Below are 24,448 nucleotides of genomic sequence, written 5' to 3'. Positions count from 1 at the left end.
CCCAGTGCGGCCTTGGCCGTCATCCCTGCGCGACCTTGGTCGTAGACGGGTCGATCCAGCCGATATTTCCGTCCGGCCGGCGATAGACGATATTGAGATGCTCGGTTCCGGCATTGCGGAAGACGAGAACCGGGCTGTCCTTGGTGTCGAGCTCGATCACGGCTGACGCCACCGACATGGTCCGCAGCGTCATGGTTGATTCGGCGACGATGGCTGGCGCGAAATTCTCCGGTATTTCCTCGTCGTCGTCGGCAAGCGGCGCCATCACCGTATAGGCGATGTCGGTGAGCTCGCCGTTGGCATTGCCTGAATTATGTGATTTCAGCCGACGCTTGTAGCGCCGAAGGCGGGTTTCGAGGCGATCCGCCGCCGCCTCGAAAGCGAGCGTCGGATCCTGGGCTTCACCGGTCGCCTGCAGCGAAGCGCCGGAATCCAGCCGGATCATGCAATCGGCCGTGTAGCGCGACCCCGATTTGACGACTACAATTTGCCCTGAAAAGCCCCGATCGAAATATTTCCCGATCACTTCTCCGACACGGTCGTTGATGCGCGTACGGAACGCATCGCCGATGTCCATGTGTTTTCCTGATATGCGCAGTGTCATCTGAAAACTGACCTTCCTTGCTCAGGCTTCAAACTGTCCCGAGTTTATACCCGTGGTCTGTGCGCACAAGCTTTGCGGCGTCACTTGCGCCGATTTTAAATCCGAACTTTCCGGTTGATCACAAGCCGCCTACTTGACCGTCCCGTGGCCGAAGTCGTGACGGACCATCCGCATGCGGGCAGTAGCCCGTCCCATGCGGGCGGGCTTCTAGCCACTTCATTGCGGCTTGTCAATGAAGTGCGAAAGTTGTGGAAATTCCGTCGGAGATCAACGTCCGGCGCTGGCCAAAGCGCGTTTTTCACGCCGCCGCTGCACCGACGAGGGAATATTCATGCCCTCCCGATACTTGGCGACCGTGCGCCTGGCGATATCGACGCCACTTTCCCGCAACATATCCACAATCGCGTCGTCGGAAAGCACGTCGGCAGGTTTCTCCTCATCGATCAACTGCTTGATGCGGTCGCGCACCGCTTCAGACGAATGCGCATCGCCGCCACCCGACGAAGCGATCGAGGCGGTGAAGAAATAGCGCAGTTCGAACACGCCGCGCGGCGTAAGCATGTATTTGTTGGCGGTGACCCGGCTGACGGTCGATTCGTGCATGCCGATGGCGTCGGCCACCGTGCGCAGGTTGAGCGGCTTCAGGTGACGCACGCCATGGACGAGGAAGGCGTCCTGCTGGCGCACGATTTCTGAGGCAACCTTAAGAATGGTCTTTGCCCGCTGGTCGAGGCTGCGCGTCAGCCAGTTGGCGTTTTGCAGGCATTCCGCCAGGAAATCCTTTTCCGTCTGGTTTTTCGCATGCGGTGAAACCTGGGCGAAATAGATATGGTCGACCAGCACGCGCGGCAGCGTTTCGGGGTTGAGATCGATCACCCAGCTTCCGTCATTAGCCGTCCGCACTTCGACATCGGCGATGATCGCGTCGCTGGCGCCCCCCGAAAACGCCATGCCCGGGCGCGGATCGAGCGCACGTATCTCGGCCAGCATGTCGAGCAGATCCTCCTCGTCGACCCCACAAATCCGTTTCAGGGTCTGGAAATCGCGCCGCGCCAAGAGTTCGAGATTGGCGATCAAAGCCTTCATCGCCGGGTCTAGCCGGTCGCGGACGGCAAGCTGCAGCGACAGGCATTCGGCGAGGTCGCGGGCGAAGATGCCGGCGGGCTCGAATGTCTGACAGACCGCGAGCGCATTCGCCACCGCCGCTCGGTCGGTGCCGAGACGGGCGGCGATCTCGGCCATGTCGGCGCGCATATAGCCGGCCTCGTCGAGACCATCGGCCAGTTCGCTGGCGATCAGGCGTGCTGCCGGGTCGGCGAAGGCAAGCGCAACCTGTTCGCCGACATGCTCGCGCAGCGTGATGGCGGCGGCGGCCATGTCTCCGACATCGAAGCCGTCGGAAGAGGACGCGGAACCGTTGCCGGAGACCGACTTCCATTGAGCCGTCAGGTCGGGACCGAGCCGCTCGCTGGCGCCGGGGTCGTCGGGAAACAGGTTTTCCAGCGAAGTATCGAGCTTTTCCGAGATCGCCTCGGCGCTCCACGCCGTTTCCTTCTCGAACCAGTCGCCGTCGGTAGCCGTTTCCGGCGCGGCATCGATCTTCTGGGTCGCCTGGTCGTTGACGGCATCGTCCTGCGGCTCGGCGCGATCGAGCAGAGGATTGCGCTCGATCTCGTCGTCAATGAAGCGTTCCAGTTCGATGTGGGTGAACTGCAGCAGCCGTATCGACTGCATGAGTTGCGGCGTCATCACCAGCGACTGGGACTGTCGTAGTTGTAGTTTTGCCGCCAACGCCATGGTTCGGTTTCTAACGCCCTGTCTGCGCATCCGGACTGCCGGAAGGAGTCGGGCATAGAAACTGGCCCGGCTTTTGCTTGTCAAGGCGACGGCGATCAAAACTCGCCTGTCGGTGCTTTATCTGGACGAGAAATCGGAGAAAAAGGCTCGTCTCGCGCCAAAATCGCGTTTTGAGGTGAGCTTTCCCGCTTAGAGTGTAAATCCCTCACCGAGATAAAGCCGCCGCACATCCGGGTTTGCGACCACTTCATCGGCCCGGCCATGGGTCAGCACCTGGCCGGCATGGATGATGTAGGCGCGATCGATCAGGCCGAGCGTCTCGCGAACATTGTGATCGGTGATGAGCACGCCGATGCCCCGCGCCGTCAGATGGCGCACGAGTTGCTGGATATCGGCGACGGCGATCGGATCTATGCCAGCGAAAGGTTCGTCGAGCAGCATGTATGCGGGGCGGGTCGCCAGTGCGCGCGCGATTTCAAGGCGCCGCCGCTCGCCGCCGGAAAGCGACAGCGACGGGGCTTTGCGCAGATGGCTGATGTGAAACTCATCGAGCAGTTCGTCGAGACTGTGTTCGCGCTTTTCGCGGTTCTTTTCGACCACTTCGAGCACGGCACGGATGTTTTGCTCGACGCTCAAGCCGCGAAAGATCGACGCTTCCTGAGGAAGATAGCCGATGCCGAGGCGGGCGCGGCGGTACATCGGCATCGAGGTGACATCGAAGCCATCGATTTCGATTGTGCCTTCGTCGACCGGCACAAGGCCGGTGACCATGTAGAAACAGGTCGTCTTGCCGGCGCCGTTGGGACCGAGCAGTCCGACCGCCTCACCGGCGCGCACGCCGATCGTCACGCCGCTGACAACTTTGCGGCCCTTGTAGCTCTTGGTCAGGCCCTTGGCGATCAAGGTTCCCTTGAACTTTACCTGGTCGACGCTGACCGTGGCCGGTGCCGCAAGTTTGCTGGCGACGCGTCCTGGAAGACGCGCCATCAGCGATGCTACGTCGACCATCAGGGGTTCGCCGCTCCCGACTTCGCCGGCGGCGTGATCGACATCATCACGCGGCCCCCGCAGGCGTCGACCTGAGCCAGGCCGCTCTTCATCTGCACGGTGAGCTTACAGCCGACCAGTACATTGTCACCTTGCGAAAGCACGACCTTGCTGCCTGAAAGCACCAGCACTTCCGTCTTCATGTCGAAGGTGCCGCTGTCGCCGGTGGCGACCTGGTCGTCCGATTTGATATAGACCTTGTTGGCGACCTCCAGGCGGTCGATGTTGGCCGAGCCGGTCATCGCGGCACCTGCGGCCTGCGCATCCTTGGCGTCAGCGTCGGCGTCCTTGACGTAATAGACCGTCATCTTGCCGGCCTTGAGCAAGGTCGGACCCTGGACGACGCTTACATTGCCTGTGAACACCGCGACGCTATCCGCCTGGCGGACCTCGAGCTTATCGCTTTCGATCTGGATGGGCTTGTCGCCGGACAGTTTGAGGCCCGACAGTTGGCTGGTGGCCTTGGACTGCGCCAGAGCCGGCGCCGTCCCCAACCCCAGGACCAGCCCCAAAGCCAACCCAAGGGCCGGCAACGCCGAAGCTGCGGCCATGAGCCGTGTCGAACTACTGAACCGCATTGGATTCTCCGCTCATTGCCTCTGCCGCCTTCAAGCTGGCGGGATCGATGTTGACACGCACTCTGTTCTCGAAAACCACGATCTTGCCGTTGTCTTGGATCGACATCGACTCTGCGGTGATCCGCGACCCGCCGCGGCTGACGTCGACCGGATCGTTCGTCTTCATAGTGCCTTTGCCCATATCGAGAAAGACTGATTTGAATTTTGCCGCCAAGCCATCGGTGGTGGTTATGGTGACATCGCTGGTCAGGCTCATCGTGTTGCCGTCGCGATTATAGGTGCCGTGCGAGGCATTGATGGCCGCCACATTGTCGGTCGATATCGGCAGCTTGGCGTCGATGCCCTCCAAGTTGATGATTCCTTGCTTGGTCACGTCCTGTATGGCGCGCAAAGCCGTCATGGAATAGGGCAGTTTCTGCTTGGTGAACCCGTTGAGCTTGGGATTGGCCATCACCAGCTTGCCATTGGCGAAGGCGCTGCCGTCGGCCTGGACCTGGATTGAGCCAGGCGCCGCGAGATAGGAATAGACCGGGAAGGCGACCGCGATCGCGGCAGCGGCCATCGGCACCGCCAGCTTCAATATCCGCACGCGGCGCGAATGGCGCTGGGCAATGCCGAAGGCGTCGACCCGCGCCGGGCCTACGTCCGGGGGAGCCAACTCCGTCTCGGTGTTGGTCGGTTCGATCGGTCGCGCTAACATAACTGCTTTCTTTTAAACCCCTGCCGCCAAGCACCCCTATAGGTGGGATGCCGGCGCCCTCAAGCAAGCACAAGCGGAGGAAAACCGCAAAAGTGTGACGGTTGCTGTTGCACAAACGAAAATGAAACCGGCACAACTTGCATGTCATACCAGATACAGGCGGGCAGCGTTAGGGGCCTGTGGATTGGTCTTGACGTCTCTTGAAACCCCGGTTCGCGAACGTCGAGACCTGTCTTTGGCGCAAGCTCGTCAGGAATCGGTAGCCGGGCGCGGATGGTTGCTTTAAAAGCATCTGCTTCCACCGACTATGAGGCTGACCATGGCACTGAGAGCCGACGACCTGATCGACCGCCGCCGCTTGCGCCGCAAGCTGACATTCTGGCGCGTTGCAGCGCTCGTTGTCGCAGCAGCCGGGCTGATTGCCTTTTCGAGCTGGATTTACGGTGACGACTTCACCGGCACGGCGGTCGACCATATAGCCAAGGTCAAGATCGAGGGCACCATCACCGAAGACGAAGACCTGATCAAACAACTGGAGACCATCCGTCAATCCTCGAGGGTGAAAGCGGTGATCCTGTCGATCGATTCACCGGGCGGCACCACCGTCGGGGGCGAATCGATCTACGAGGCAGTGCGCAAGCTGGCCGCCGAGAAGCCGGTGGTGGCCGAGGTCGGCACGCTGGCCGCATCGGCGGGCTATATGATCGCCACCGCGGCCGATCATATTGTCGCGCGCAAATCGTCGATCGTCGGCTCGATAGGCGTGCTGATCCAGTATCCGGACGTCAGCGGCCTTATGGACAAGCTCGGCATCAAGCTCGAGGAAGTGAAATCCTCGCCGTTGAAAGCCTCGCCATCGCCTTTCAAGCCGACCAATGACGACGAGCGCACCATGGTCCGCAAGCTCATCCTGGATAGCTACGACTGGTTCGTCGGCGTCGTCGCCGAACGACGCAACATGACCAAGCCGGAGGCACTGGCCCTGGCCGACGGGTCGATCTTCACCGGCCGGCAGGCTGTTGCCAACAAATTGATCGACGCGGTCGGCGGCGAGACCGAAGCGATCGATTGGCTCGCGACCAAGGGCGTCGACGCCAAGCTCAAGGTGGTGGAGTGGAAGGACGCGGAAAGCGGCGGCTTCCTGTTCTCGAAAGCGATGGCGCGAACCATTGGCAGTGCGCTCGGCCTGCCCGACTATGGCGGCGAGATCATTCACGAACTTGGTGCCGACCGCTTGTTTCTTGACGGTCTCGTTTCCGTCTGGCACCCTTGAGACGAGTGAAAAAAGCAAATAAAATCATCCTCATAATTTTGACTGCAGCGTTTTCACGGGGAGCCTTCTCATGATCAAATCCGAACTTGTGCAGATCATTGCCACACGCAACCCGCACCTTTTTCTGCGCGACGTCGAAAACATCGTCGGCGCGATTTTCGACGAGATCACCGACGCGCTTGCCGAAGGCAACCGGGTCGAGCTGCGCGGTTTCGGTGCTTTCTCGGTGAAAAACCGCCCCGCCCGCACCGGCCGCAACCCGCGCACCGGCGAATCCGTCGAGGTCGAGGAGAAATGGGTGCCGTTTTTCAAGACCGGCAAGGAATTGCGTGAAAGGCTGAACGGCGGCAAATAGGCGCCGCGCGAGCTCGTGCAGCATGCCGGCCTTTTCAGTAGGCCTGCGGTAGGGCCCGCCTTCGACAGGGAATTCCATGTTCAATCGCTTCATGCTCATCGTGGTCTTCGTGCCGCTGGCCGTCATTCTGATCGCGCTGGCCGTCGCCAACCGAGATCCGGTTGCCTTCACCCTGGACCCGTTCAACCCCGGCAATCCGGCGCTGACGGTGACGCTGCCGCTTTTCATCTTCCTGTTCCTGGCTCTCGCCATCGGCATGATCGTCGGCAGCCTGGCGACTTGGGTCAAGCAGGGCCGCTATCGCAAGCTGGCGCGCCAGCGCGGCGTCGAGGCCGAAAACCTGCGCCAGGCAGTCAGCCGCGCACCGGCGGCGCCACAAGGCCCCGCCTTGCCGAAGCCGACCAGCTGAGCCAACACAGCGCCGCACGTCCTTTGGGACGCGCAAAGAACGCTGTACCATTTTCGGTTAGCGTTAGGCGTATTTCTCTCCACGGAGTTTCCCATGCTGACCATTTCGGCGGCCGAGGTCGATCAAGCGCTGACCTTTCCCGGCCTGGTCGAGACGCTGCGCGCGGCCTTTCGCGATGGCGCGGTACAACCGGTCAGGCATCACCATACGGTCGAACGGCCCGACGGCGCGGCCTCGACGCTGCTCCTGATGCCTGCCTGGACCGACTTCAATGCGGCCGGCACGTCGGCAGGCGGCCATATCGGCGTCAAGATCGTCACGGTGTCGCCCGACAACAACACCGTAGGCAAACCCGCTGTGATGGGGCTTTACCTCCTGCTCGACGGCGCGACCGGCGAGCCTGAAGCCATGATCGATGGCCAGCGGCTGACGCAGTGGCGCACGGCCTGCGCCTCGGCGCTGGCCGCTTCCTATCTGGCCCGCGAGGACGCTGAGCGGCTGCTGGTGGTCGGCGCCGGCGCGCTGTCGCCGTTCCTCGCCAGGGCGCATTCGGCGGTGCGGCCGATCACCGCCATCCGCATCTGGAACCGCACACCGGCCAATGCCGAAAAGGTTGCGGCGGAATTGCGCGCCGAGGGCTTGGCGGCCACCGCCGCGAACGATCTCGACGCCGAACTCGGCCAGGCCGACATCGTTTCGTCGGCGACCATCACGACCACGCCGCTGATCAAGGGCGCGCTGTTGAAGCCGGGAACCCATGTCGATCTGGTCGGCGGCTTCACGCCGGTCATGCGCGAAAGCGACGACGATGCGATTGCGCGTGCTCGCGTCTACGTGGATACCCGGGCAGGCGCCGCCAAGGAGGCGGGCGATATCGTCCAGCCGCTGGCCTCGGGCGTGCTGAAGCCGCAAGCCATCGTCGCCGACCTGCATGAATTGGCACGCGGCCAGAAGAAGGGCCGGCAGAGCCCCGGTGAGATCACGCTGTTCAAATCGGTCGGCGCAGCCCTCGAAGACCTCGCCGCCGGCATTGCGGTGTACAAGGCGCTGGGAAGTAGGGGAAGTAGGGAAGTAGGGAAGTAGGGAAGTAGGGAAGTAGGGAAGTAGGGAAGTAGGGAAGTAGGGAAGTAGGGAAGTAGGGAAGCCGTACCAATCTTGCGGCTTCGTGCCAGTCATGTTTCCCCTATTCACTTACTCTCTTACTCCGCTACTCCCCTACTCCCTTACTCCCCTACTCCCCTACTCCCCTACTCCCCTGTTCCGATCGTCGGGAACGTCTCCGGCGTCGAGCCGTTGTTCGGGCGTTATGGAGATACGCGGGTTCCTGTTGTTCTGGTCCATCTTGGCCGGCGTCATGGCTGCGCTCAGCCTTGGACCATCCTTCGCCCATGTCCTGGAATCGGCTCCTCGGCTGACGAAGTGGTCACCTTCTCTCTGGCGCGAGACGACTGTCTTCAACGCCCAGTTCCAGCTGTTTGCCGTCATTGGCGCGCCATTGGACGTGGCCGCGATCGGCTGTCCGGGACTGCTCGCATGGATGCTGCGCAATGACCGTCCGGCGTTCTGGTATACGTTGGCCGCTGCCGTGCTCTATGCGGTGTCTCTTGCGATGTGGTTTGCTCTCGTCAAGCCGGCGAACGATATTCTGGCCACCTGGGTGCCTGGACCGATCCCGGAAAATTTCGAAGCGATCCGACTGCGCTGGGAAACCGGCCATATGATCGTCGCCGGCTTCAAGGCCGTCGGTTTCGTATCGCTGGTTGTCGCCCTGCTTTGGATCAGGCGCGGCTGACCGTTTCGGAAATGTCCAGCGACCGCGTTTGTTGCACCGGTGAATGTGCTGTGGCAGAAGCGGGCCAAGTCGCCCCGGAGATGCTCTTCTTGAAACCTTTTCGCGACAAACGCCGCGACAGCCGCTCGCATCAGCTCGCAAAGGGCGGGGCGGAACAGGCGCCGCGCGCAACCGGCACAGCATCGGGCAACCGCACCGAGCCGAAAGCCGCGCCGCACGTCATTTCCCGCCGCGACGGCGCCCTGCCCGCCGAACACCTGCCGCTGATCCTCGAAGTGGCGCCCAACGCCGACTATGCGCTGCTCGACAGCGGCGCCGGTCAAAAGCTCGAGCAGTACGGGCCCTATCGCATCGTCCGGCCCGAAGGCCAGGCGATCTGGCAAAAAGCGTTGCCGGCCGAAAACTGGGATCGCGCCGACGCAATTTTCACCGGCGACACCGACGAGGAAGGCATCGGCCGCTGGCGCTTCCCCAAGACGCCGCTCGGCGAGACCTGGCCGATGAAGCATGACGGCATCGACTATCTCGGCCGCTTCACCTCGTTTCGCCATGTCGGCGTCTTCCCCGAGCAGGCCTCGCACTGGGACCACATGGCCGGGCTGATCGCGGCGGCGAAGCGACCGGTCAAGGTGCTGAACCTGTTCGGCTATACCGGCCTTGCCTCGCTGGTGGCGGCGCGCGCCGGCGCCGAGGTCACCCATGTCGATGCGTCCAAGAAGGCGATCGGCTGGGCTAGGGAGAACCAGGAGATGGCGGGCCTGTCGCAAAAGCCGATCCGCTGGATCATCGATGACGCCATGAAATTCGCCGAGCGCGAGGAGCGCCGCGGCAGCCGCTACGACATCATCCTGTTCGATCCGCCCGCCTATGGCCGTGGCCCCAAGGGCGAGGTCTGGCAATTGTTCGAGGACCTGCCTGATCTGACCGACCTCTGCCGCTCGATCCTAACGCCGAAGCCGCTTGCTGTCGTGCTGACCGCCTATTCGATCCGCGCCTCCTTCTTCGCCATCCATGCCTTAATGCGCGACACTTTCGCAGGCATGGGCGGCACGGTCGAATCCGGCGAACTGATCATCCGCGAGAAATCCGCCGGCCGGGCGCTGTCGACGTCGCTGTTCTCGCGCTGGGTGGCCTGATGAGCGAGCGGCACGCCGGCGCGCCAGGGCAGGTGAAAGAGGTCACCAGCCTCGCCAATCCGTTGATCAAGGACATCAAGGCTCTCGCCCTGAAGAAATTCCGCGACCAGCAGAACGCCTTCATGGCCGAGGGGCTGAAGCTGGTCATCGATGCGCTCGACCTCGGCTGGTCGATCCGGACGCTGGTCTTCGCCAAGGCCGGACGCGGCAACGCGGCAGTCGAAAAGGTCGCGGCGCGCACGGTTGCCGCCGGCGGCACCGTGCTCGAAGTTTCGGAAAAAGTGCTCGTCGCCATCACCCGCCGCGATAACCCGCAAATGGTGGTCGGCGTCTTTTCGCAGAAGTTCCTGCCGCTGAAGGACATCCGCGCTCGAGACGGCGACGTCTGGGTGGCGCTCGACCGCGTGCGCGACCCAGGCAATCTCGGCACCGTCATCCGCACCGTCGATGCCGTTGGCGCCAAGGGCGTCATACTGGTCGGCGAGACCACCGATCCTTTTTCCGTCGAGACCGTGCGCGCCACCATGGGCTCGATCTTCGCCGTGCCGGTCGCCAAGGCGACGCCGGACGCCTTCCTCGCGTGGCGAAAAAGCTTTCCTGGCCTCGTTGCCGGCACACATCTGAAAGGTGCGGTCGATTACCGCTCGGTCGACTTTTCCGAAAGCCCGGTGCTGCTGATGATGGGCAACGAACAGCAGGGCCTGCCCGAAAGCCTAGCCGAAAGCTGTGACAGATTGCTGCGGATTCCTCAGGCCGGCCGGGCCGATTCGCTCAATCTCGCGGTTGCCACCGGTATTATGCTTTTCGAGATCCGGCGCGGCGCGCTGAAACTTGCCCCGGAGGACGCCAGACCGTGACATCCCAAATGGTGAAATCTCAAACGGCAAAATCGTGGTTCCCCTACATCCTGCTGGTCGCAGCCGCGATAGCGCTCGACCAGTGGGTGAAATATCTGGTCGAGACCGGCCTCGCCTTCCAGGAAAAGGTCGATCTTGTGCCGTTCCTGGCATTGTACCGCACCTACAACACCGGCATTGCCTTCTCGATGTTTTCGTCCTTCGGCGACACCGGCCTGGTGGTCATCGCCGCTTTCGTCGTCGCATTCGTGCTCTATCTGGCGGCGCGCACCCCGCCCAGCCACGTGCTTACCCGCATCGGCTTCGCGCTGATCGTCGGCGGCGCGCTCGGCAATCTGTTCGACCGCGCTACCTATGGTCACGTGATCGACTATATCCTGTTCCACACCCCGGTATGGTCCTTTGCCATCTTCAACCTCGCCGATGCCTTCATCGCGGTCGGCGCGGTGGTGGTCGTCTTCGACGAACTCATCGGTTGGCGGCGCGAGGCCAAGCCCTCAAGCGACTGACCTGGCCTTCTGCCGCCATACAGTGGCCATTCGAAAAGCCCGAGGAGAAGACATGCCCAAAACCTTCAAAGCCATCCTCGTTTCGCGCGATGCCGAGAAGAAGCAGTCGGTCGCGGTGACCGACCTCACCGAGGCCGACCTGATGGAAGGCGATGTCACCGTCGCCGTCGAGGCGACGACGGTGAACTACAAGGACGGGCTCGCCATATCAGGCAAGGCGCCGGTGATCCGCCGCTGGCCGCTGGTGCCGGGCATTGATTTCGCCGGCACCGTCATCTCGTCTTCCCATGCCGACTGGCGCAAGGGGGACAAGGTCATATTGAACGGCTGGGGCGTCGGCGAAACGCATTTTGGCGCCTATGCCGGGCGCGCCCGAGTCAAGGGCGACTGGCTGGTGCCGCTGCCTCAGGGCATGAGCCCGCATGATGCCATGGCGATCGGCACCGCAGGCTACACCGCCATGCTTTGCGTCATCGCGCTGGAACGGCACGGCATCGTGCCCGATCGCGGCCCGTTGGTGGTGACGGGCGCGGCCGGCGGCGTCGGCTCGGTCGCGGTCTCGATCCTGTCCAGCCTCGGCTATCATGTCATTGCCTCGACCGGCCGCAGCGCTGAAAGCCCCTACCTGATCGACTTGGGTGCTGCGGAAGTGATTTCGCGCGACGAGCTTGCCCAGCCGGCAAAGCCGCTCGCCAAGGAACGCTGGGCCGGCGGCGTCGATGCGGTCGGCAGTCACACGCTGGCCAACGTCCTTTCGATGACCTCCTATGGCGGCGCCGTCGCCGCCTGCGGCCTTGCAGGCGGCATGGATCTGCCGGCGAGCGTCGCCCCGTTCATCCTGCGCGGCGTTTGCCTGCTCGGCATCGATTCGGTGATGGCGCCAAAGCCGGTCCGCATGGAGGCGTGGCGCCGCATCGGCACGGACCTCGACCTCCAGAAGCTCGCCAGCCTGTCCACGACCATCGGCTTTGACGGCATCATCGACGCCGCGCACGACATCGTCGAGGGCAAGATCCGTGGCCGCGTAGTGGTGGATATGTGAGTTCTGGCGTCTGCCGTTTTGCACGAAAGAAAGGCAAAAAACCGCGCGACCGATAAAATTCGAACGATCGGCCGCAATTTTCCATAATTTCTGTCTGGCAAGGATTCCGCATGATCACGGAATCCGGCATCAGAGAAACAGAGAGCGCCGAAAGCGTCGACGAGATCGGCCCGGAGGCGCCAAGGCGGCAGAATATCGCAGCGCCGCCACTGGCGCCCGAACTGCCCGCCGCCAATCGCGAAGGCCTGCCGTTCCTGACGCTTGTCGGCATCGTCGTGCTGGCAGGGCTGTCGCACCTGACCGGCGCGCCGATCTTCATCACCGTTGGCCTCTTGGCGACCGGCATGGCCGGTCTCGCCTTGCATCTGCGTGCCAGGCGCACGGAGCGTCGCACGGTTGCCATCCTTGGCGAGACCGCAGCTCGCAGCCGCGCCGAGGTCGAGACCCTGGCCGACCGCATGTGGGAGATGCAGGAGAGCGAGGAACGCTTCCACGGGCTGATCGACGCGCTTGGCGATCTCGTCGTCCACCGCGACCGTAACGGCCATATCGTCTATGCCAACAAGGTTTTCGCCGATCTTGTCGGAGCCGACCAGCGCGATCTTGCCGGCAGGACCCTGGCCGAACTCGGCATCGACGTCGGCATCGTTCCCGATGCCGCTTTTTCCGACCACGAATGCCTGAGCTCCACCGACGTCGCCATTAGCACGCCGAGCGGCCCGCGCTGGTTCTCATGGATCGAACTGTCCGTGCGCGACAAGGAGAGCGGCGCCGTCTCGCATCGCGCCATCGCCCGCGACATTACCGCCCGCAAGCATGCCGAATCGTCGCTGATCACCGCCCGTGAGCGAGCCGAATATGCAAGCCAGGCCAAATCGCGCTTCCTCGCCACCGTCAGCCATGAGATCCGCACGCCGATGAACGGCATCATGGGCATGGCCAGGCTGCTGGCGGACACCAATCTCTCACCCGAACAACGGACCTATGTCGGCGCCGTCTCGACCTCGGCCAGCGCGCTGCTGGCGCTGATCGAAGATCTGCTCGACTATTCCAAGATCGAGGCCGGCCGCTTCGATCCCGAACCGCAGCCAATGTCGGTGCGCGAGATCGCCGACAACATCGTCGAACTCTTGGCGGCGCGCGCCTTCGCCAAGAATATCGGCCTTGGCTGCCATGTCGAACCCGACGTGCCGCAGATGATCACCGCGGATCCGGGAAGGGTCAGGCAGGTGCTGCTCAACTTGATCGGCAACGCGATCAAATTCACCGACAGCGGCGGCGTATTGGTGAGCATCGCTCGTACCCGCACCGAAACCACCGACCGCATATGCTTCACCGTCGCCGATACCGGTCCCGGCCTGCACGAGGACGATATGGACCGTATCTTCGAGGAATTCGAACAGGCTGATGGCACGTCGACCCGCGCGCATGGCGGCGCCGGGCTTGGTCTTGCCATCTCCAAGCGCCTGGTAATCGCCATGGGCGGCACGATTTCGGTTTCGAGCCGGCTCCGCCAAGGCTCCGAGTTCGTCTTCGAGATCCCTGCAATATCGGCCACCGAGCCGCCGCAGACCCGCCAGAATGTGCTGTCAGGGCTGCGCGCAGTGATATTGTCGAATAACGCCATCGAGGCCGACGCCATCGCCCGCACCATCCGCGCCAATGGCGGCAAGGTCGATCTGGCCGCGACCGCCGCGCAGGCAGCGTCCTTCGCAGAAGGCTGCGAAGTACTCCTGGTCGATGCGGCCATGGAGGAGGGCGACGGCAGATTGCTCAACCGCCTTCGCCAGAGCGGCTTTGCCGATTGCGAGGCGATCACGCTGATCGCGCCGACCGACCGCGGCATGCTGAGCGAGTTCCGCGCCAGCGGCTACGCCACTTTCCTGGCAAGGCCGGTGCGTGGCGAAACGTTGCTGCGCGTGCTTTTGACCCGCAGCGTACCTGCCCTCACCCAGCCACAGCCGGAAAAGCGCGGCGCACCATCCGTCCGCGCCATTGGCAGCCCCCAGCAGGGCCTGTCGGTGCTGATCGCCGAGGATAACGACATCAACGCCATGCTTGCCCGCGCCACGCTGCTGAAGGCCGGGCATCGCGTGAAAGTGGTCGGCAACGGCAAGGCCGCCGTCGAGGCCGTCACTGGCACCGGCCACAAGCACCGCTTCGACGTGGTGCTGATGGACCTGCACATGCCTGTCATGGACGGGCTGGACGCCATAGCCGCGATCCGCCGGCATGAGGAGGAAACCGCCGCGTTGCCGGTTCCGATCATGGTACTTTCGGCGGACAGTCAGGAAAAGACCCGCCACGCCGTGCTCGCCCATGGCGCCAGCGGCTTCGTCACCAAGCCGCTCGACCCCGACGCGCTTGTCCATGCGATCGAGGGCCACGTGGCCGCGTGATCCGCCGGCTGTCCTTCCTGACTTCCCCGCGTAACATAGCCGGTTGAAGGATTACCCAGCCGACGAAGTATTGCCCGCAGCACCGTATCACGGTACTGTCACAATCCTGTTGCACCTACACCGTATCCCCGTGCCAAGAGGGATGGCTCGAAGGAGAATCACTCGTGCATACAGTTATGCCGGAATGTGACGCTCGGCCGAACGGCAGCGGTGCTTTGCTCACCGGGCGGAACGTCGATGCCGTCACAAAAGGCGAAGCGCTCGGCCGTATCGGCAACCTCGAAGTGCGGCTCGCCCGCAACGAGGCCGAGATCGCCGCCGCGCAGGAAGTGCGCTATCGGGTGTTCTATGACGAGCTTGGCGCCAGGAAGAACCTGTTCCAGGTGCAGGACCGCCGCGACGCCGACCATTTCGATCCGCTTTGTGATCATTTGCTCGTCTTCGACACGTCACTGTCCGGTCCCGAGCATCGCCGCATTGTTGGCACCTACCGCCTGCTGCGGCAGGAAATCGCGGCAGCGGCCGGCGGCTTCTATTCCGAGGGCGAATTCGAGCTGACCAATCTTATCGCCCGCCACCCCGGCCAGCGTTTCCTTGAGCTCGGCCGCTCCTGCGTCTTGCCGGAATACCGCTCGAAGCGCACCATCGAGGCGCTCTGGCAAGGTATTTGGGCCTATATCAACCATTACGGGATCGGCGTGATGACCGGTTGCGCTTCGTTCCACGGGATCGTGCCGGCGGCGCACGCCGAAGCGCTAACCTATCTCGCCCATCACTGCCGGACGAATTCGGCTTGGGACGTGCGTGCGGTCGCCGGGCGCTACTGTTCCATGGATTTGATGCCGATCGAGGCGGTCAACGCCAAGGCCGCGATCGCGGCGATGCCGCCGCTGGTCAAGGGCTATCTGCGCGTCGGCGCGCGCATCGGCGACGGCTGCGTCATCGATCGCGAATTCTCGACGGTCGACGTGTTCGTAGTGATGCCGGTCCAGGAGATCGGCGCCCGCTACGTCAACTATTATGGCGGGGAAGCCCAGCGCTTCGCCGCGTGAGTTTCCAGGGGGTAGCGAATAGGAAGTAGCGAGTAGCGGGAGTTCCGCCAACTCGCGCTATTGCTACTCCTTCTCATTTCACGGAATATCTTCCGGTCGCCGACCAGGCCTGCTCTTGTAGGACGGAAAAGCCCAGCCGAATTTGAGCGCGCCGCCACGCACGCAGAAAGCAGCCATGAAGCCTGCCAGGCCCGAGGCGAGCGGGGGCAGCCCGGCAAAATCACCAAGCGTGTAGAGAGCGGCGCCCGCAAGTGCTGCGGTAACGTAGATCTCCGGTCTCAACAGCACTGAAGGCTCCCCGGTCAACAGATCGCGAAGAATGCCGCCGAGGGTGGCGGTGAGCATGCCGGTAACGATCGAAACCGCCGGCGAGCCGGTGATCGCCAGCCCCTTGGCCGCGCCCATCACCGAAAAGGCGGCAAGGCCGATGGCGTCTAGCCAGAGCAGCAATTTGTAGCGGGATTCGACACGGTGTGCGCTGAAGAAGACCAAGACCGCCACCGCCGCGCAGATCAGCACATAGTCGCGGTTTCCGACCCAGAACACCGGCACGTTGAGGATGACGTCGCGAAACGTGCCGCCACCGATGCCGGCGACGCTGGCCAGGAACAGATAACCGATAATGTCGAGTTGCTTGCGCGAGGCGGCCAGCGCACCGGTCGCCGCGAAAACGGCGACGCCGGCATAGTCGAGAAGCTCGATTGGGTTCAAGGACATAGGGGAGTAAGGGAGTGGGTGAATAGGGAGTATGAATAGCATGAAGCCGCACGATTGGTACGGCTCCTCTATCTAGTCCCTTACTGCCCTACTCCCTTTCTGCCTATTCACGCATCCTTCTCAGCTTGCTCATTCACCGGCCCTGGCTCGACCGGCGCTTCACCAGCCACATGCTTGGGACCGCCCTTGGCAACGCCGACCATGGCCGGCCGCAACACCCGCTCGCCGATCGAATAGCCTGGCTGCACGACCTGGACCACTGTGTTGGCCGGCACATCCGGATTGGGCACCTCGAACATCGCCTGGTGGAAATTCGGGTCGAATTTCTCGCCCTCCGGCTCGAGCTTCTTCACCCCGTGCCGCTCCAGCGCCGATAGCATGGCGCGCTCGGTGAGCTCGACACCCTCGATCAACGCCTTGAAGCCGGCATCGCCCGACGCCTTGGCCTCAGCCGGAATCGCATCCAGCGCGCGGCGCAGATTGTCCGACACCGACAGCATTTCCCGGGCGAAATTGGCAACGGCGTAGGCACGCGCGTCGTGCACATCGCGGGCGGTACGGCGGCGCAGATTCTCCATCTCGGCCGCGACGCGGAGCGCGCGGTCCTTCAACTCGTCGTTTTCCTTCAGCAGCCGCACAAGCGCCTCGTAGTCGCCGTCGACGCTGCCTTCCGTATGTTCGGTAGCAGCCCCGGTCGTCTCGGCTTCATCGGGCGCGCGTTCGTCTTTTGCCTGGTCGCTCATCGCCGTTTCCCGTCATTTCGAATGATGTGGATTTTGTGCCCGATATCGAGGTTTGGCGGCCAAAAATCAAGGGGCAAGCGGTACTGAAGAGGCCGCCCGCGCTTCGACGACGCATCATGAAGACCTTTCGATATTAATTCAAATTTTACTGTAACCGCCGGCTTTGCTTGCCAAGATGCTGCGATGGGGGAACCATTCGTCTGCTGGAAGAGTTTCGAAGCCGACACAGGATTTTGAGATGACGACCCGCAACAACGGCGACCATAACAAGAATCGCGCCCGCAACAACGACGAAAGACGTGAAAGGCTCGCGGCCGGCATCAGGCGCCAGTTCGGCACCGAGGCAACGACGCGCTTTCTGCGTGCGCTGCCGGCGTTCCGGACGGAGAACGACATTCCCGATCGTTTCAGGGAATTGCTCGACCGCCTGGACGGCATCGAGAGCAGCGTAGCCGCCGGTGGCCACCGGCGGTAGACCAACACATTCGCCTGTCGTTGCGCGCCGCCGGAAACCAAGCATGCCCTTCCACATTGCAGCACCTTGCGAGTCGCGCGACAATTACGCGCAGTAACTCTGCGTGATCCCTGCCTTGCGGCGACGGAATGGTCTGTCTATGATTCCTGATGAACATGATTTCCCCCGAAGCTGTGGCGAATAGCAAACGTGCCTGGTTGAAGATCCTGGCGCGCTACAAGAAACCTGACAGGCGGCGCAGCGCCGTCGAACTTGCCATCACCCTCGTTCCCTTTGCCACGCTATGGGCACTGTCCTCGGTTGCCTATGCCCATGGTCATTGGTGGGGTCTGATCCTCATCCTTCCGGCCGCCGGCTTTTTGGTGCGGATCTTCATGATCCAGCACGATTGCGGCCACGGTTCCTTCTTCGCCAACCGCACCGCCGACGACTGGATAGGCCGCGGGCTGGGCATCCTGACCTTGACGCCCTACGATTGCTGGCGGCGTGCCCACGCCACCCATCACGCCAGCGCCGGGAATCTCGATGAGCGCGGCACGGGCGATATCAAGACGCTGACTGTCGCGGAATATCGGCAAATGTCCTGGCGGGGCCGCCTTGCCTATCGTCTCTATCGCCACCCGCTCGTCATGTTCGGCCTCGGCCCCATTTGGCTTTTCATCTTTGAGCAGAGACTGCCGGTCGGCATGATGCGAGGCGGCCTCACGCCCTGGGTGTCGTCAATGGCCACCAACGTGGCCATCGCGGTCGCCGCCGCCGCCCTCGTCTGGTTCGTCGGCTTCGAAGCGTTCCTGGTTGTCCATTTGCCCATCGTCGTTCTGGCCGGTTCCGCCGGCATCTGGCTGTTCTACGTCCAGCACCAGTTCGAAGAGACCGAGTGGGCAAAGGACTCCGAATGGGAGTTTCAGCACGCCGCCCTGCACGGCTCGTCCTATTATGACCTGCCGCCGGTGCTGAACTGGTTCACCGGCAATATCGGCGTCCATCACGTGCATCACCTCTCCGCCAAGGTGCCGTGCTATCGACTGCAGGAGGTCCTGAGGGACTATCCGGAACTGCGCGAAATCGGCCGCGTCACGCTTCTCGACAGCCTGCGCTGCGTCAAGCTGGCGCTGTGGGATGAGAGCCGCAGCAAGCTGGTGTCGTTTCGCGAAGCGCGGATGACTGCGTAAACGCACCGCCGCACCACAGGTGCGGCGGTTTTCCAAGACCTGGCTCAAGCCGCCTTGCGTTCGTCGCGCATCAGGATCTCGCCGTGGCGGATCTCGGTGCCGAGCACCTTCAGACATTCGCGCATAAAGGCGGCGAGGCCCGGCCAACCCTTGGCCGATACCAGATTGCCGTCGACATGGGCGCCGGTCGGCGCGACATCGATGTAGGTGCCGCCGGCGAGCGTGACTTCCGGCTCGCAATACTGCAGCGCCGCGACTTCCCTGCCACGCAGCACGCCGTCGACCGCCATCAGGATCTGCGCGCCATGGCAGATGGTGAAGATCGGCTTGCCGGTCTCGTGGAAATGCCGCACCAGCGCCTGCACGCGCTTGTCGATGCGGATATATTCCGGGCCGCGCCCGCCCGCCGCATAGACGGCGTCGTATTCGGCCGGGTTCACCTCGGAAAAGGTTTTGTTGAGGATGTAGTCGTGGCCGAGCTTTTCCGTATAGGTCTGGTGGCCCTCGAAGTCGTGCAGCGAAGTCTTCAAGATATCGCCCGCCTTCTTGTCAGGGCAGACGACATGGACAGTGTGGCCAACCGCATGCATGGCCTGTTCAAAGACGAAAATCTCGTATTCCTCGCTGAACTCGCCAACGAGCATTAATATCTTCTTACCAGCCATTCCGGTTCCTCCCTTAGCGGCGATATTTATTTCGGAGCGCGAAATAATAAGCCTATCCTAGGGGCCGGGCACCGAAAATAAAAGACTGAATCTGCAAGGTGGCCGGACCAGATGCGGCGATCTGCTCTCGCAGGCGATCAGCCGGCGCGCACCCGCCGCCAGGAATATTTAGGGCCTTTGGCCTCCGGCTTCTCGGTCGGCTGATAATACAGCGACAGGCCGCCGGTGCGGCCTTCCTCGAGCCGTTTCAAAAGCACCGGATGCGACACTTCGAACTCGTCGAAGCCGAGGCGCAGCATATGCGGTAGCTGGTCGACCAGAACCTGCCCGGTGGCGCGAACCGCGCCCTCGAAATGGTAGCGGCTGCGCAGCAGTTCTCCCTTGGAGAAGGAACGGCCGTCACTGAAAGCCGGGAAGGCCAACGCCACCAGCGATATCTGGTCGAGCAGGTCGGCGATTTTTTCGAGTTGGTCACCGGGCTGAAGCAGCACGCCCAGACGTTCCTTCGCCGACCGGCGCGCCGCTGGGTCGAGGTTGAGAAACGCCTGCAGCGGCAGGATGAAGCGGCCATTGCCGGACAGCGCGTCGGCACTCTCGGCATGAGTCCACTCGTCCTCGCTAAAACCCTTCGGGGTCCAGAGGCGGGTAACAGTCTCCGGCGTCAGTTCGGTCATCAAAAAATCCTAAAGCTCAAAAAGATCCTAAAGCGATGCGTCGGTCAGCGACTTCTCCAGCCCCGACAAATGGATGCCGCACTCGGTCTTGGCGTGCCCTGCCCAGCGGCCGCTGCGCGCGTCCTCGCCCGGTTGCACCGGTTGCGTGCATGGGAAGCAGCCTATCGACAGATAGCCATAGGCAACCAACGGATTTTCACGCAGCGCATGCGCGCGCATATAGTTGGCCTGGTCAGTGGTCGTCCAATGCGCCAGCGGATTGATGCGGATGCGCGAGCCGACCGCTTCGAACACCGGAAGCGCTGCCCGCGTCGTCGCCTGAAAACGCTTGCGGCCGGTGAACCAGGCGCGGAACGGTTCGACACCGCGCGCCAGCGGCTCGACCTTGCGAACACCGCAGCAGGCGTCGGTGTCGGTCTCGTTCAGATTGCCGGTCGGATCGATCCGTTCGAGTGCCGCTTCTTCGGGCGTGATCACCCGGATGTCGGTCAGCCCGAAATCGGCAACGAGCGCGTCACGATAGCCGAGCGTCTCCTCGAAGTGCTTTCCGGTGTCGAGGAAAATCACCGGCAGCGTCCGGTCGATCTTGGCGATCATGTGCAGTAGCACCGCCGAATCCGCGCCAAAGGACGAAACCGCGGCGATTTCGCCGTGAAAGAACTCCCGGGCCGACCGCTCGACGATCTCAAGCGGCTTCAGATGACCATAGAGCGCATCGAGCCCCGCCGCTTCGGCGGCGATGCCAGCCTCGACGTCGACGATACGATCAAGCGGCCTTGGCTTCGCCAGCATAGAGCGCCTCCTTGAACGGCGCGGGACCGACACGGCGGTAGGCGTCGATGAATTTTTCATTTCTGTCGAGCCGGAGGCCGAGATAGGTCTCGACGATCTGCTCGATAGCGTCGGTGATCTCTTCCGAGCTGAAGCCGCGGCCGATGATCTCACCGACCGAGGTGTTCTCGTCGGCCGAGCCGCCGAGTGTGACCTGATAGAGTTCGGCGCCCTTCTTCTCGACCCCGAGGATGCCGATATGGCCGACATGGTGATGGCCGCAGGCGTTAATGCAGCCGGAAATCTTCAGCTTCAATTCGCCGATCTCGCGCTGCCGCTCAAGCGAAGCGAATCGAAGCGAGATTTCCTGTGCCACCGGAATGGAACGCGCCGTGGCCAGCGCGCAATAATCGAGGCCGGGGCAGGAGATGATGTCCGATATCAGGCTGGAATTGGCCGTCGCCAGTCCGATGTCGACCAGAGCGTCATAGACCGCCTTTAGGTCTGCGCGCGCGACATGCGGCAGGATCAGGTTCTGCTCATGGCTGACGCGCAGCTCGTCGAAAGCGTACTTTTCGGCAAGGTCGGCGACCGCTTCCAACTGGCTGTCGGAGGCATCGCCTGGCGCTTCGCCAATGCCCTTGAGCGAGATGGTCACAGCGGCATAATCGGGATGACGGTGGGTGACCACGTTCTGATCGAGCCATTCCGAAAAGCTCTTGGAATCGAGGCGGGCAAGCTTGACCGCCTCGTCGCCTTCCGGCCGGTCGGTCAAAGGCGGTGGCGCGAAATAGGTATCGATGGCGCGGATATCGGCTTCCGGCAGCTTTAGATCCGCATCCTTCAGCTCCTGCCATTCGGCCTCGACCTGACGGGTGATCTCCTCGACGCCGGTCTCGTGGACGAGGATCTTGATTCGCGCCTTGTATTTGTTGTCGCGGCGGCCGTAGAGGTTGTAAACGCGCAGGATCGCCGTGCAGTAGGACAGAAGGTCCGCCTCGGGCAGGAAGTCGCGGATCTTCTTGGCGATCATCGGTGTACGGCCCTGACCGCCGCCGACATAGACGGCAAAACCGAGTTCACCGGCAGCGTTCTTCTTCAAATGCAGGCCGATGTCATGCGTCTGGATGGCGGCGCGGTCGCGCTCGGCGCCGGTCACCGCGATCTTGAATTTTCTTGGCAGGAACGAAAACTCCGGATGCACCGACGACCATTGGCGCAGGATTTCCGCATAGGGGCGCGGATCGGCGACCTCGTCGGCGGCGGCACCGGCAAAGTGGTCCGCGGTGACGTTGCGGATGCAATTGCCGCTGGTCTGGATGGCATGCATTTCGACGCTCGCCAGATCGGCCAGGATCGCCGGAATATCCGACAGCGCCGGCCAGTTGAACTGGATGTTCTGGCGCGTCGTGAAGTGGCCGTAGCCCTTGTCGTATTTGCGTGCGATGTGGCCGAGCATGCGCAGCTGCTTGCTGTTCAGCGTGCCGTAAGGCACCGCGATGCGCAGCATGTAGGCGTGCAACTGCAGGTAGACGCCGTTCATCAGCCTCAGCGGCCGGAACTGATCCTCGGTGATCTCGCCGGCAAGCCGCCGCGTGACCTGATCGCTGAACTCGGCGACGCGGGCCTGGACGAAATCGTGATCGAACTCATCGTAACGGTACATGTCTGGTCTTTCCGGGCGCGTCCGCCCGTTTCATCAAATTTGTCGTTTACGCCGCCCGGGCGGCTACCGGTCGGGCCTGCTTGCCCAGATCATTGCGATTGGTCGGGCCGGCGGCGCGGATCTTTTCACGCAGCCGGACCGGCTCGACCACACCATTGGCGACGGTCACGTCGATCAGATTGACGTCGACCACTTCATTGTTGGCATAGGCCGTGGCGCCGATCGCCTCCAGCCGGTCTTCAGCCGCCTTGTCATGGGCGACGTCGGCATGGTCGATGATCTCGGCCCAGCCGCCGTTGGCGTACCAGACGGCTTCGCCATCGGCGAGGCGGTTTGCGGTCAGAACTTTCATCGTTCGGCTCCTTCGGCGGCTGTTTGGGCCGCGCCTTCATGCCTGTGTGCCGCGAGCGGCTCGGAACGTTCAAAGTTGGCGCCGGCAACCGCATCGCCGATGATCGTCATGACTGGGCCGACAAGGTCGGCGCGGACCTCCAGCGACGGCAGGTCGGCGAGCGTGCCGTGGAACCGGCGGCGGTTGGCAAGGCTGGCATTCTCGACCACGGCGACCGCCGTATCCGGCGACAGGCCGGCCTCGATCAGCCGGCCGGCAACTTCGGCCGCGACCGAGCGGCCCATATAGACGGCGACCGTGGCGCCGGAAATGGCGAGCTTGGCCCAGTCGGGCAGCGAATTTCCCTTGAGGTCGTGGCCGGTGGTGAACACCATCGACGACGACACGCCGCGCAGCGTCAGCGGCAGCTCAAAATCGGCGGCGGCGGCGAAGGCCGCGGTGACGCCCGGAACCACCTCATAGGCGATGCCGGCATCGCGCAGCGCTGCCATTTCCTCACCCGCCCGCCCGAACACCAGCGGATCACCGGATTTCAGCCGCACGACGCGCTTACCGTCGCGGCCGAGTTCGATCAGCAGCGCGTTGATTTCGGCCTGGCTCTTGGTATGGCAGCCCTTGCGTTTGCCCACCGGCAGACGCTCGGCGTCGCGACGGCCCATGGCGACGATCGCCTCCGGCACCAGCGCATCATGGACGATGACATTGGCTTCCATCAGCAGGCGGTGGGCGCGCAGCGTCAGCAGGTCTTCGGCGCCGGGACCCGCGCCAACCAGGGCAATGTGACCCGATGCCGGCGCGTTCGAAAGCAACAGGTCGACGGCGGCGTCATGCGCCTGCGAAAGCTGGCCGGCGTCCATGGCGCGAGCCGGTGCGCCGCCGAAAAAGTCGCTCCAGAAGCGCCGGCGGGCATTGCCTTTCGGCAGCAATCTCTCAGCGGTGCCGCGCAACGAGGCAGCAAGCGAAGCAAGCGGCCCGAGCGACGGCGACAGCATGCGGTCGATGCGGCTGCGCAGCATCTGGGCAAGCACCGGGCCTGCCCCTTCCGTGCCGATGGCAATGGCGACCGGCGCGCGGTTGACCAGCGCTGGGGTGAAGAAATCGCACAGCTCCGGCCGATCGACGGCATTGACCGGAATGCCCAGCCGGCGCGCATCTTCGGCAACGCGCCGGTCGAGCGCCTCATTGCCGCTGGCGGCAAACACCATCACCGCGCCTTCGAGATGCGTGGCATCATAGGCGGCAGCGATGTGGATGGCGCCATTCGCGGCGATGAAGGCCAGCAACTCGGCCTCGGCGGCATCGCTGACGATGCGCAGCACGGCGCTCGACTGACCGATCAGCCGCGCCTTGGCCAGAGCCTCCTCGCCGCCGCCGACGATAGCCACGGCTTCGCCCTCGACCCGCATGAAGACGGGGAAGGCGTTGAGCTTGGAGGTGGCCTGCGGCATGGCGAGCGGAATCCTGAATACGCTGTCGGTTTTACGCGCGGGCGCGAAAAAGCAGAAGGAACGCACTCGCGCATCGCTTCGTGCGAAGCAATCGCTTTTCCGCAAGCACCGAAGGCAGGAGAAAAAAATTCCACACCCACGAATGGAGCGGATCCAAGCCGCTGTTGCGCGCCTTGATCTGCCGCCGTTCTAGCGGCAAGCGAGGTTTATCACAA

27 protein-coding genes are annotated in these 24,448 nt (G+C 63.0%); 14 read left to right on the top strand and 13 right to left on the bottom strand.

The window, feature by feature from the left end; translation table 11 throughout:
* Positions 1-19 precede the first annotated feature (19 nt).
* From raiA to lptC, 5 genes are all read right to left on the bottom strand, one after another.
* Entirely contained in the window at positions 20-604 is a 585-nt protein-coding gene (gene raiA, locus EN807_RS09165; RefSeq protein ID WP_065010135.1) for a ribosome-associated translation inhibitor RaiA, read from the bottom strand.
* Positions 605-871: 267 nt separating this feature from the next.
* The gene (rpoN, locus tag EN807_RS09160; RefSeq protein WP_135934690.1) at positions 872-2,401 is read right to left on the bottom strand and encodes an RNA polymerase factor sigma-54; all 1,530 of its coding nucleotides are present in this window, start codon (positions 2,399-2,401) and stop codon (positions 872-874) included.
* A 189-nt stretch (positions 2,402-2,590) separates the two neighbouring features.
* On the bottom strand, positions 2,591-3,409 hold the full coding sequence (lptB, locus tag EN807_RS09155; protein ID WP_135934689.1) for an LPS export ABC transporter ATP-binding protein: 819 nt from the start codon (positions 3,407-3,409) through the stop codon (positions 2,591-2,593).
* Complete coding sequence (locus tag EN807_RS09150; protein WP_127315953.1) at positions 3,409-4,026, bottom strand: LptA/OstA family protein; 618 nt, start codon at positions 4,024-4,026, stop codon at positions 3,409-3,411. The genes lptB and EN807_RS09150 overlap by 1 nt, the downstream gene beginning before the upstream one ends.
* Positions 4,013-4,726, bottom strand: coding sequence for an LPS export ABC transporter periplasmic protein LptC (gene lptC, locus EN807_RS09145; protein WP_135934688.1), 714 nt, complete (start codon positions 4,724-4,726; stop codon positions 4,013-4,015). The genes EN807_RS09150 and lptC overlap by 14 nt, the downstream gene beginning before the upstream one ends.
* 319 nt (positions 4,727-5,045) lie before the next feature.
* Between lptC and sppA the strand changes: the two genes are divergently transcribed.
* From sppA to EN807_RS09090, 11 genes are all read left to right on the top strand, one after another.
* Positions 5,046-5,999: a signal peptide peptidase SppA gene (gene sppA, locus EN807_RS09140; protein ID WP_135934687.1), complete on the top strand. Its 954-nt coding sequence runs from the start codon at positions 5,046-5,048 to the stop codon at positions 5,997-5,999.
* A gap of 70 nt (positions 6,000-6,069) precedes the next feature.
* Positions 6,070-6,354: an integration host factor subunit beta gene (locus EN807_RS09135; protein WP_006200394.1), complete on the top strand. Its 285-nt coding sequence runs from the start codon at positions 6,070-6,072 to the stop codon at positions 6,352-6,354.
* A 76-nt stretch (positions 6,355-6,430) separates the two neighbouring features.
* Positions 6,431-6,763, top strand: coding sequence for a LapA family protein (locus EN807_RS09130; RefSeq protein ID WP_135934686.1), 333 nt, complete (start codon positions 6,431-6,433; stop codon positions 6,761-6,763).
* A gap of 93 nt (positions 6,764-6,856) precedes the next feature.
* A complete protein-coding gene (locus EN807_RS09125; protein WP_135934685.1) occupies positions 6,857-7,846 on the top strand; it encodes an ornithine cyclodeaminase family protein in 990 nt (329 codons plus the stop codon).
* Positions 7,847-8,117: 271 nt separating this feature from the next.
* Entirely contained in the window at positions 8,118-8,555 is a 438-nt protein-coding gene (locus tag EN807_RS09120) for a DUF1772 domain-containing protein (RefSeq protein ID WP_246684041.1), read from the top strand.
* Positions 8,556-8,644: 89 nt separating this feature from the next.
* Entirely contained in the window at positions 8,645-9,691 is a 1,047-nt protein-coding gene (locus tag EN807_RS09115) for a class I SAM-dependent rRNA methyltransferase (protein WP_135934683.1), read from the top strand.
* Positions 9,691-10,548 carry an RNA methyltransferase gene (locus tag EN807_RS09110; protein ID WP_135934682.1) on the top strand — a complete coding sequence of 286 codons (858 nt, stop codon included), beginning with the start codon at positions 9,691-9,693 and terminating at the stop codon, positions 10,546-10,548. Before EN807_RS09115 ends, EN807_RS09110 begins: the two co-directional genes overlap by 1 nt.
* Before the next feature lie 8 nt (positions 10,549-10,556).
* Positions 10,557-11,057: a signal peptidase II gene (lspA, locus tag EN807_RS09105; RefSeq protein WP_135934681.1), complete on the top strand. Its 501-nt coding sequence runs from the start codon at positions 10,557-10,559 to the stop codon at positions 11,055-11,057.
* Positions 11,058-11,109: 52 nt separating this feature from the next.
* Positions 11,110-12,099 (top strand): MDR family oxidoreductase, encoded by a 990-nt coding sequence (locus EN807_RS09100; protein WP_135934680.1) that lies wholly within the window; start codon positions 11,110-11,112, stop codon positions 12,097-12,099.
* 110 nt (positions 12,100-12,209) lie between these two features.
* Positions 12,210-14,498 (top strand): PAS domain-containing hybrid sensor histidine kinase/response regulator, encoded by a 2,289-nt coding sequence (locus EN807_RS09095; RefSeq protein ID WP_135934679.1) that lies wholly within the window; start codon positions 12,210-12,212, stop codon positions 14,496-14,498.
* Positions 14,499-14,662: 164 nt separating this feature from the next.
* The gene (locus tag EN807_RS09090) at positions 14,663-15,550 is read left to right on the top strand and encodes a GNAT family N-acetyltransferase (protein WP_135934678.1); all 888 of its coding nucleotides are present in this window, start codon (positions 14,663-14,665) and stop codon (positions 15,548-15,550) included.
* 78 nt (positions 15,551-15,628) lie between these two features.
* Here EN807_RS09090 and EN807_RS09085 read toward each other — a convergent pair whose 3' ends face one another.
* On the bottom strand, positions 15,629-16,261 hold the full coding sequence (locus EN807_RS09085; RefSeq protein ID WP_095520339.1) for a trimeric intracellular cation channel family protein: 633 nt from the start codon (positions 16,259-16,261) through the stop codon (positions 15,629-15,631).
* 113 nt (positions 16,262-16,374) lie between these two features.
* On the bottom strand, positions 16,375-17,010 hold the full coding sequence (grpE, locus tag EN807_RS09080) for a nucleotide exchange factor GrpE (protein WP_127319844.1): 636 nt from the start codon (positions 17,008-17,010) through the stop codon (positions 16,375-16,377).
* A gap of 238 nt (positions 17,011-17,248) precedes the next feature.
* Between grpE and EN807_RS09075 the strand changes: the two genes are divergently transcribed.
* Both EN807_RS09075 and EN807_RS09070 read left to right on the top strand, forming a co-directional pair.
* On the top strand, positions 17,249-17,485 hold the full coding sequence (locus tag EN807_RS09075; RefSeq protein ID WP_135934677.1) for a hypothetical protein: 237 nt from the start codon (positions 17,249-17,251) through the stop codon (positions 17,483-17,485).
* Positions 17,486-17,634: 149 nt separating this feature from the next.
* Positions 17,635-18,657, top strand: coding sequence for a fatty acid desaturase (locus EN807_RS09070; RefSeq protein WP_135934676.1), 1,023 nt, complete (start codon positions 17,635-17,637; stop codon positions 18,655-18,657).
* Between the two features lie 44 nt (positions 18,658-18,701).
* Here EN807_RS09070 and EN807_RS09065 read toward each other — a convergent pair whose 3' ends face one another.
* The 6 genes from EN807_RS09065 to cysG all read right to left on the bottom strand — a co-directional run bounded on the left by EN807_RS09065 (position 18,702) and on the right by cysG (position 24,233).
* The gene (locus EN807_RS09065) at positions 18,702-19,322 is read right to left on the bottom strand and encodes a DJ-1/PfpI family protein (RefSeq protein ID WP_023797428.1); all 621 of its coding nucleotides are present in this window, start codon (positions 19,320-19,322) and stop codon (positions 18,702-18,704) included.
* 137 nt (positions 19,323-19,459) lie between these two features.
* A complete protein-coding gene (locus tag EN807_RS09060) occupies positions 19,460-19,996 on the bottom strand; it encodes a DUF934 domain-containing protein (RefSeq protein WP_135934675.1) in 537 nt (178 codons plus the stop codon).
* Between the two features lie 27 nt (positions 19,997-20,023).
* The gene (locus EN807_RS09055) at positions 20,024-20,788 is read right to left on the bottom strand and encodes a phosphoadenylyl-sulfate reductase (protein WP_135934674.1); all 765 of its coding nucleotides are present in this window, start codon (positions 20,786-20,788) and stop codon (positions 20,024-20,026) included.
* Positions 20,763-22,433 (bottom strand): nitrite/sulfite reductase, encoded by a 1,671-nt coding sequence (locus EN807_RS09050; protein ID WP_135934673.1) that lies wholly within the window; start codon positions 22,431-22,433, stop codon positions 20,763-20,765. Before EN807_RS09050 ends, EN807_RS09055 begins: the two co-directional genes overlap by 26 nt.
* A 46-nt stretch (positions 22,434-22,479) precedes the next feature.
* A complete protein-coding gene (locus EN807_RS09045) occupies positions 22,480-22,785 on the bottom strand; it encodes a DUF2849 domain-containing protein (protein ID WP_135934672.1) in 306 nt (101 codons plus the stop codon).
* On the bottom strand, positions 22,782-24,233 hold the full coding sequence (gene cysG / locus EN807_RS09040) for a siroheme synthase CysG (RefSeq protein ID WP_135934671.1): 1,452 nt from the start codon (positions 24,231-24,233) through the stop codon (positions 22,782-22,784). Before cysG ends, EN807_RS09045 begins: the two co-directional genes overlap by 4 nt.
* Here cysG and EN807_RS09035 point away from each other — a divergent pair.
* Positions 24,232-24,426: a hypothetical protein gene (locus EN807_RS09035; protein WP_135934670.1), complete on the top strand. Its 195-nt coding sequence runs from the start codon at positions 24,232-24,234 to the stop codon at positions 24,424-24,426. The two genes, cysG and EN807_RS09035, sit on opposite strands and share 2 nt — an antisense overlap.
* The last annotated feature ends 22 nt before the right edge of the window (positions 24,427-24,448 follow it).

Origin of the sequence: Mesorhizobium sp. M5C.F.Ca.ET.164.01.1.1, from assembly GCF_004792125.1 — a bacterium.
Classification (GTDB): Bacteria; Pseudomonadota; Alphaproteobacteria; order Rhizobiales; family Rhizobiaceae; genus Mesorhizobium; species Mesorhizobium wenxiniae.
This window is presented reverse-complemented; position numbering and strand designations above follow the sequence as displayed.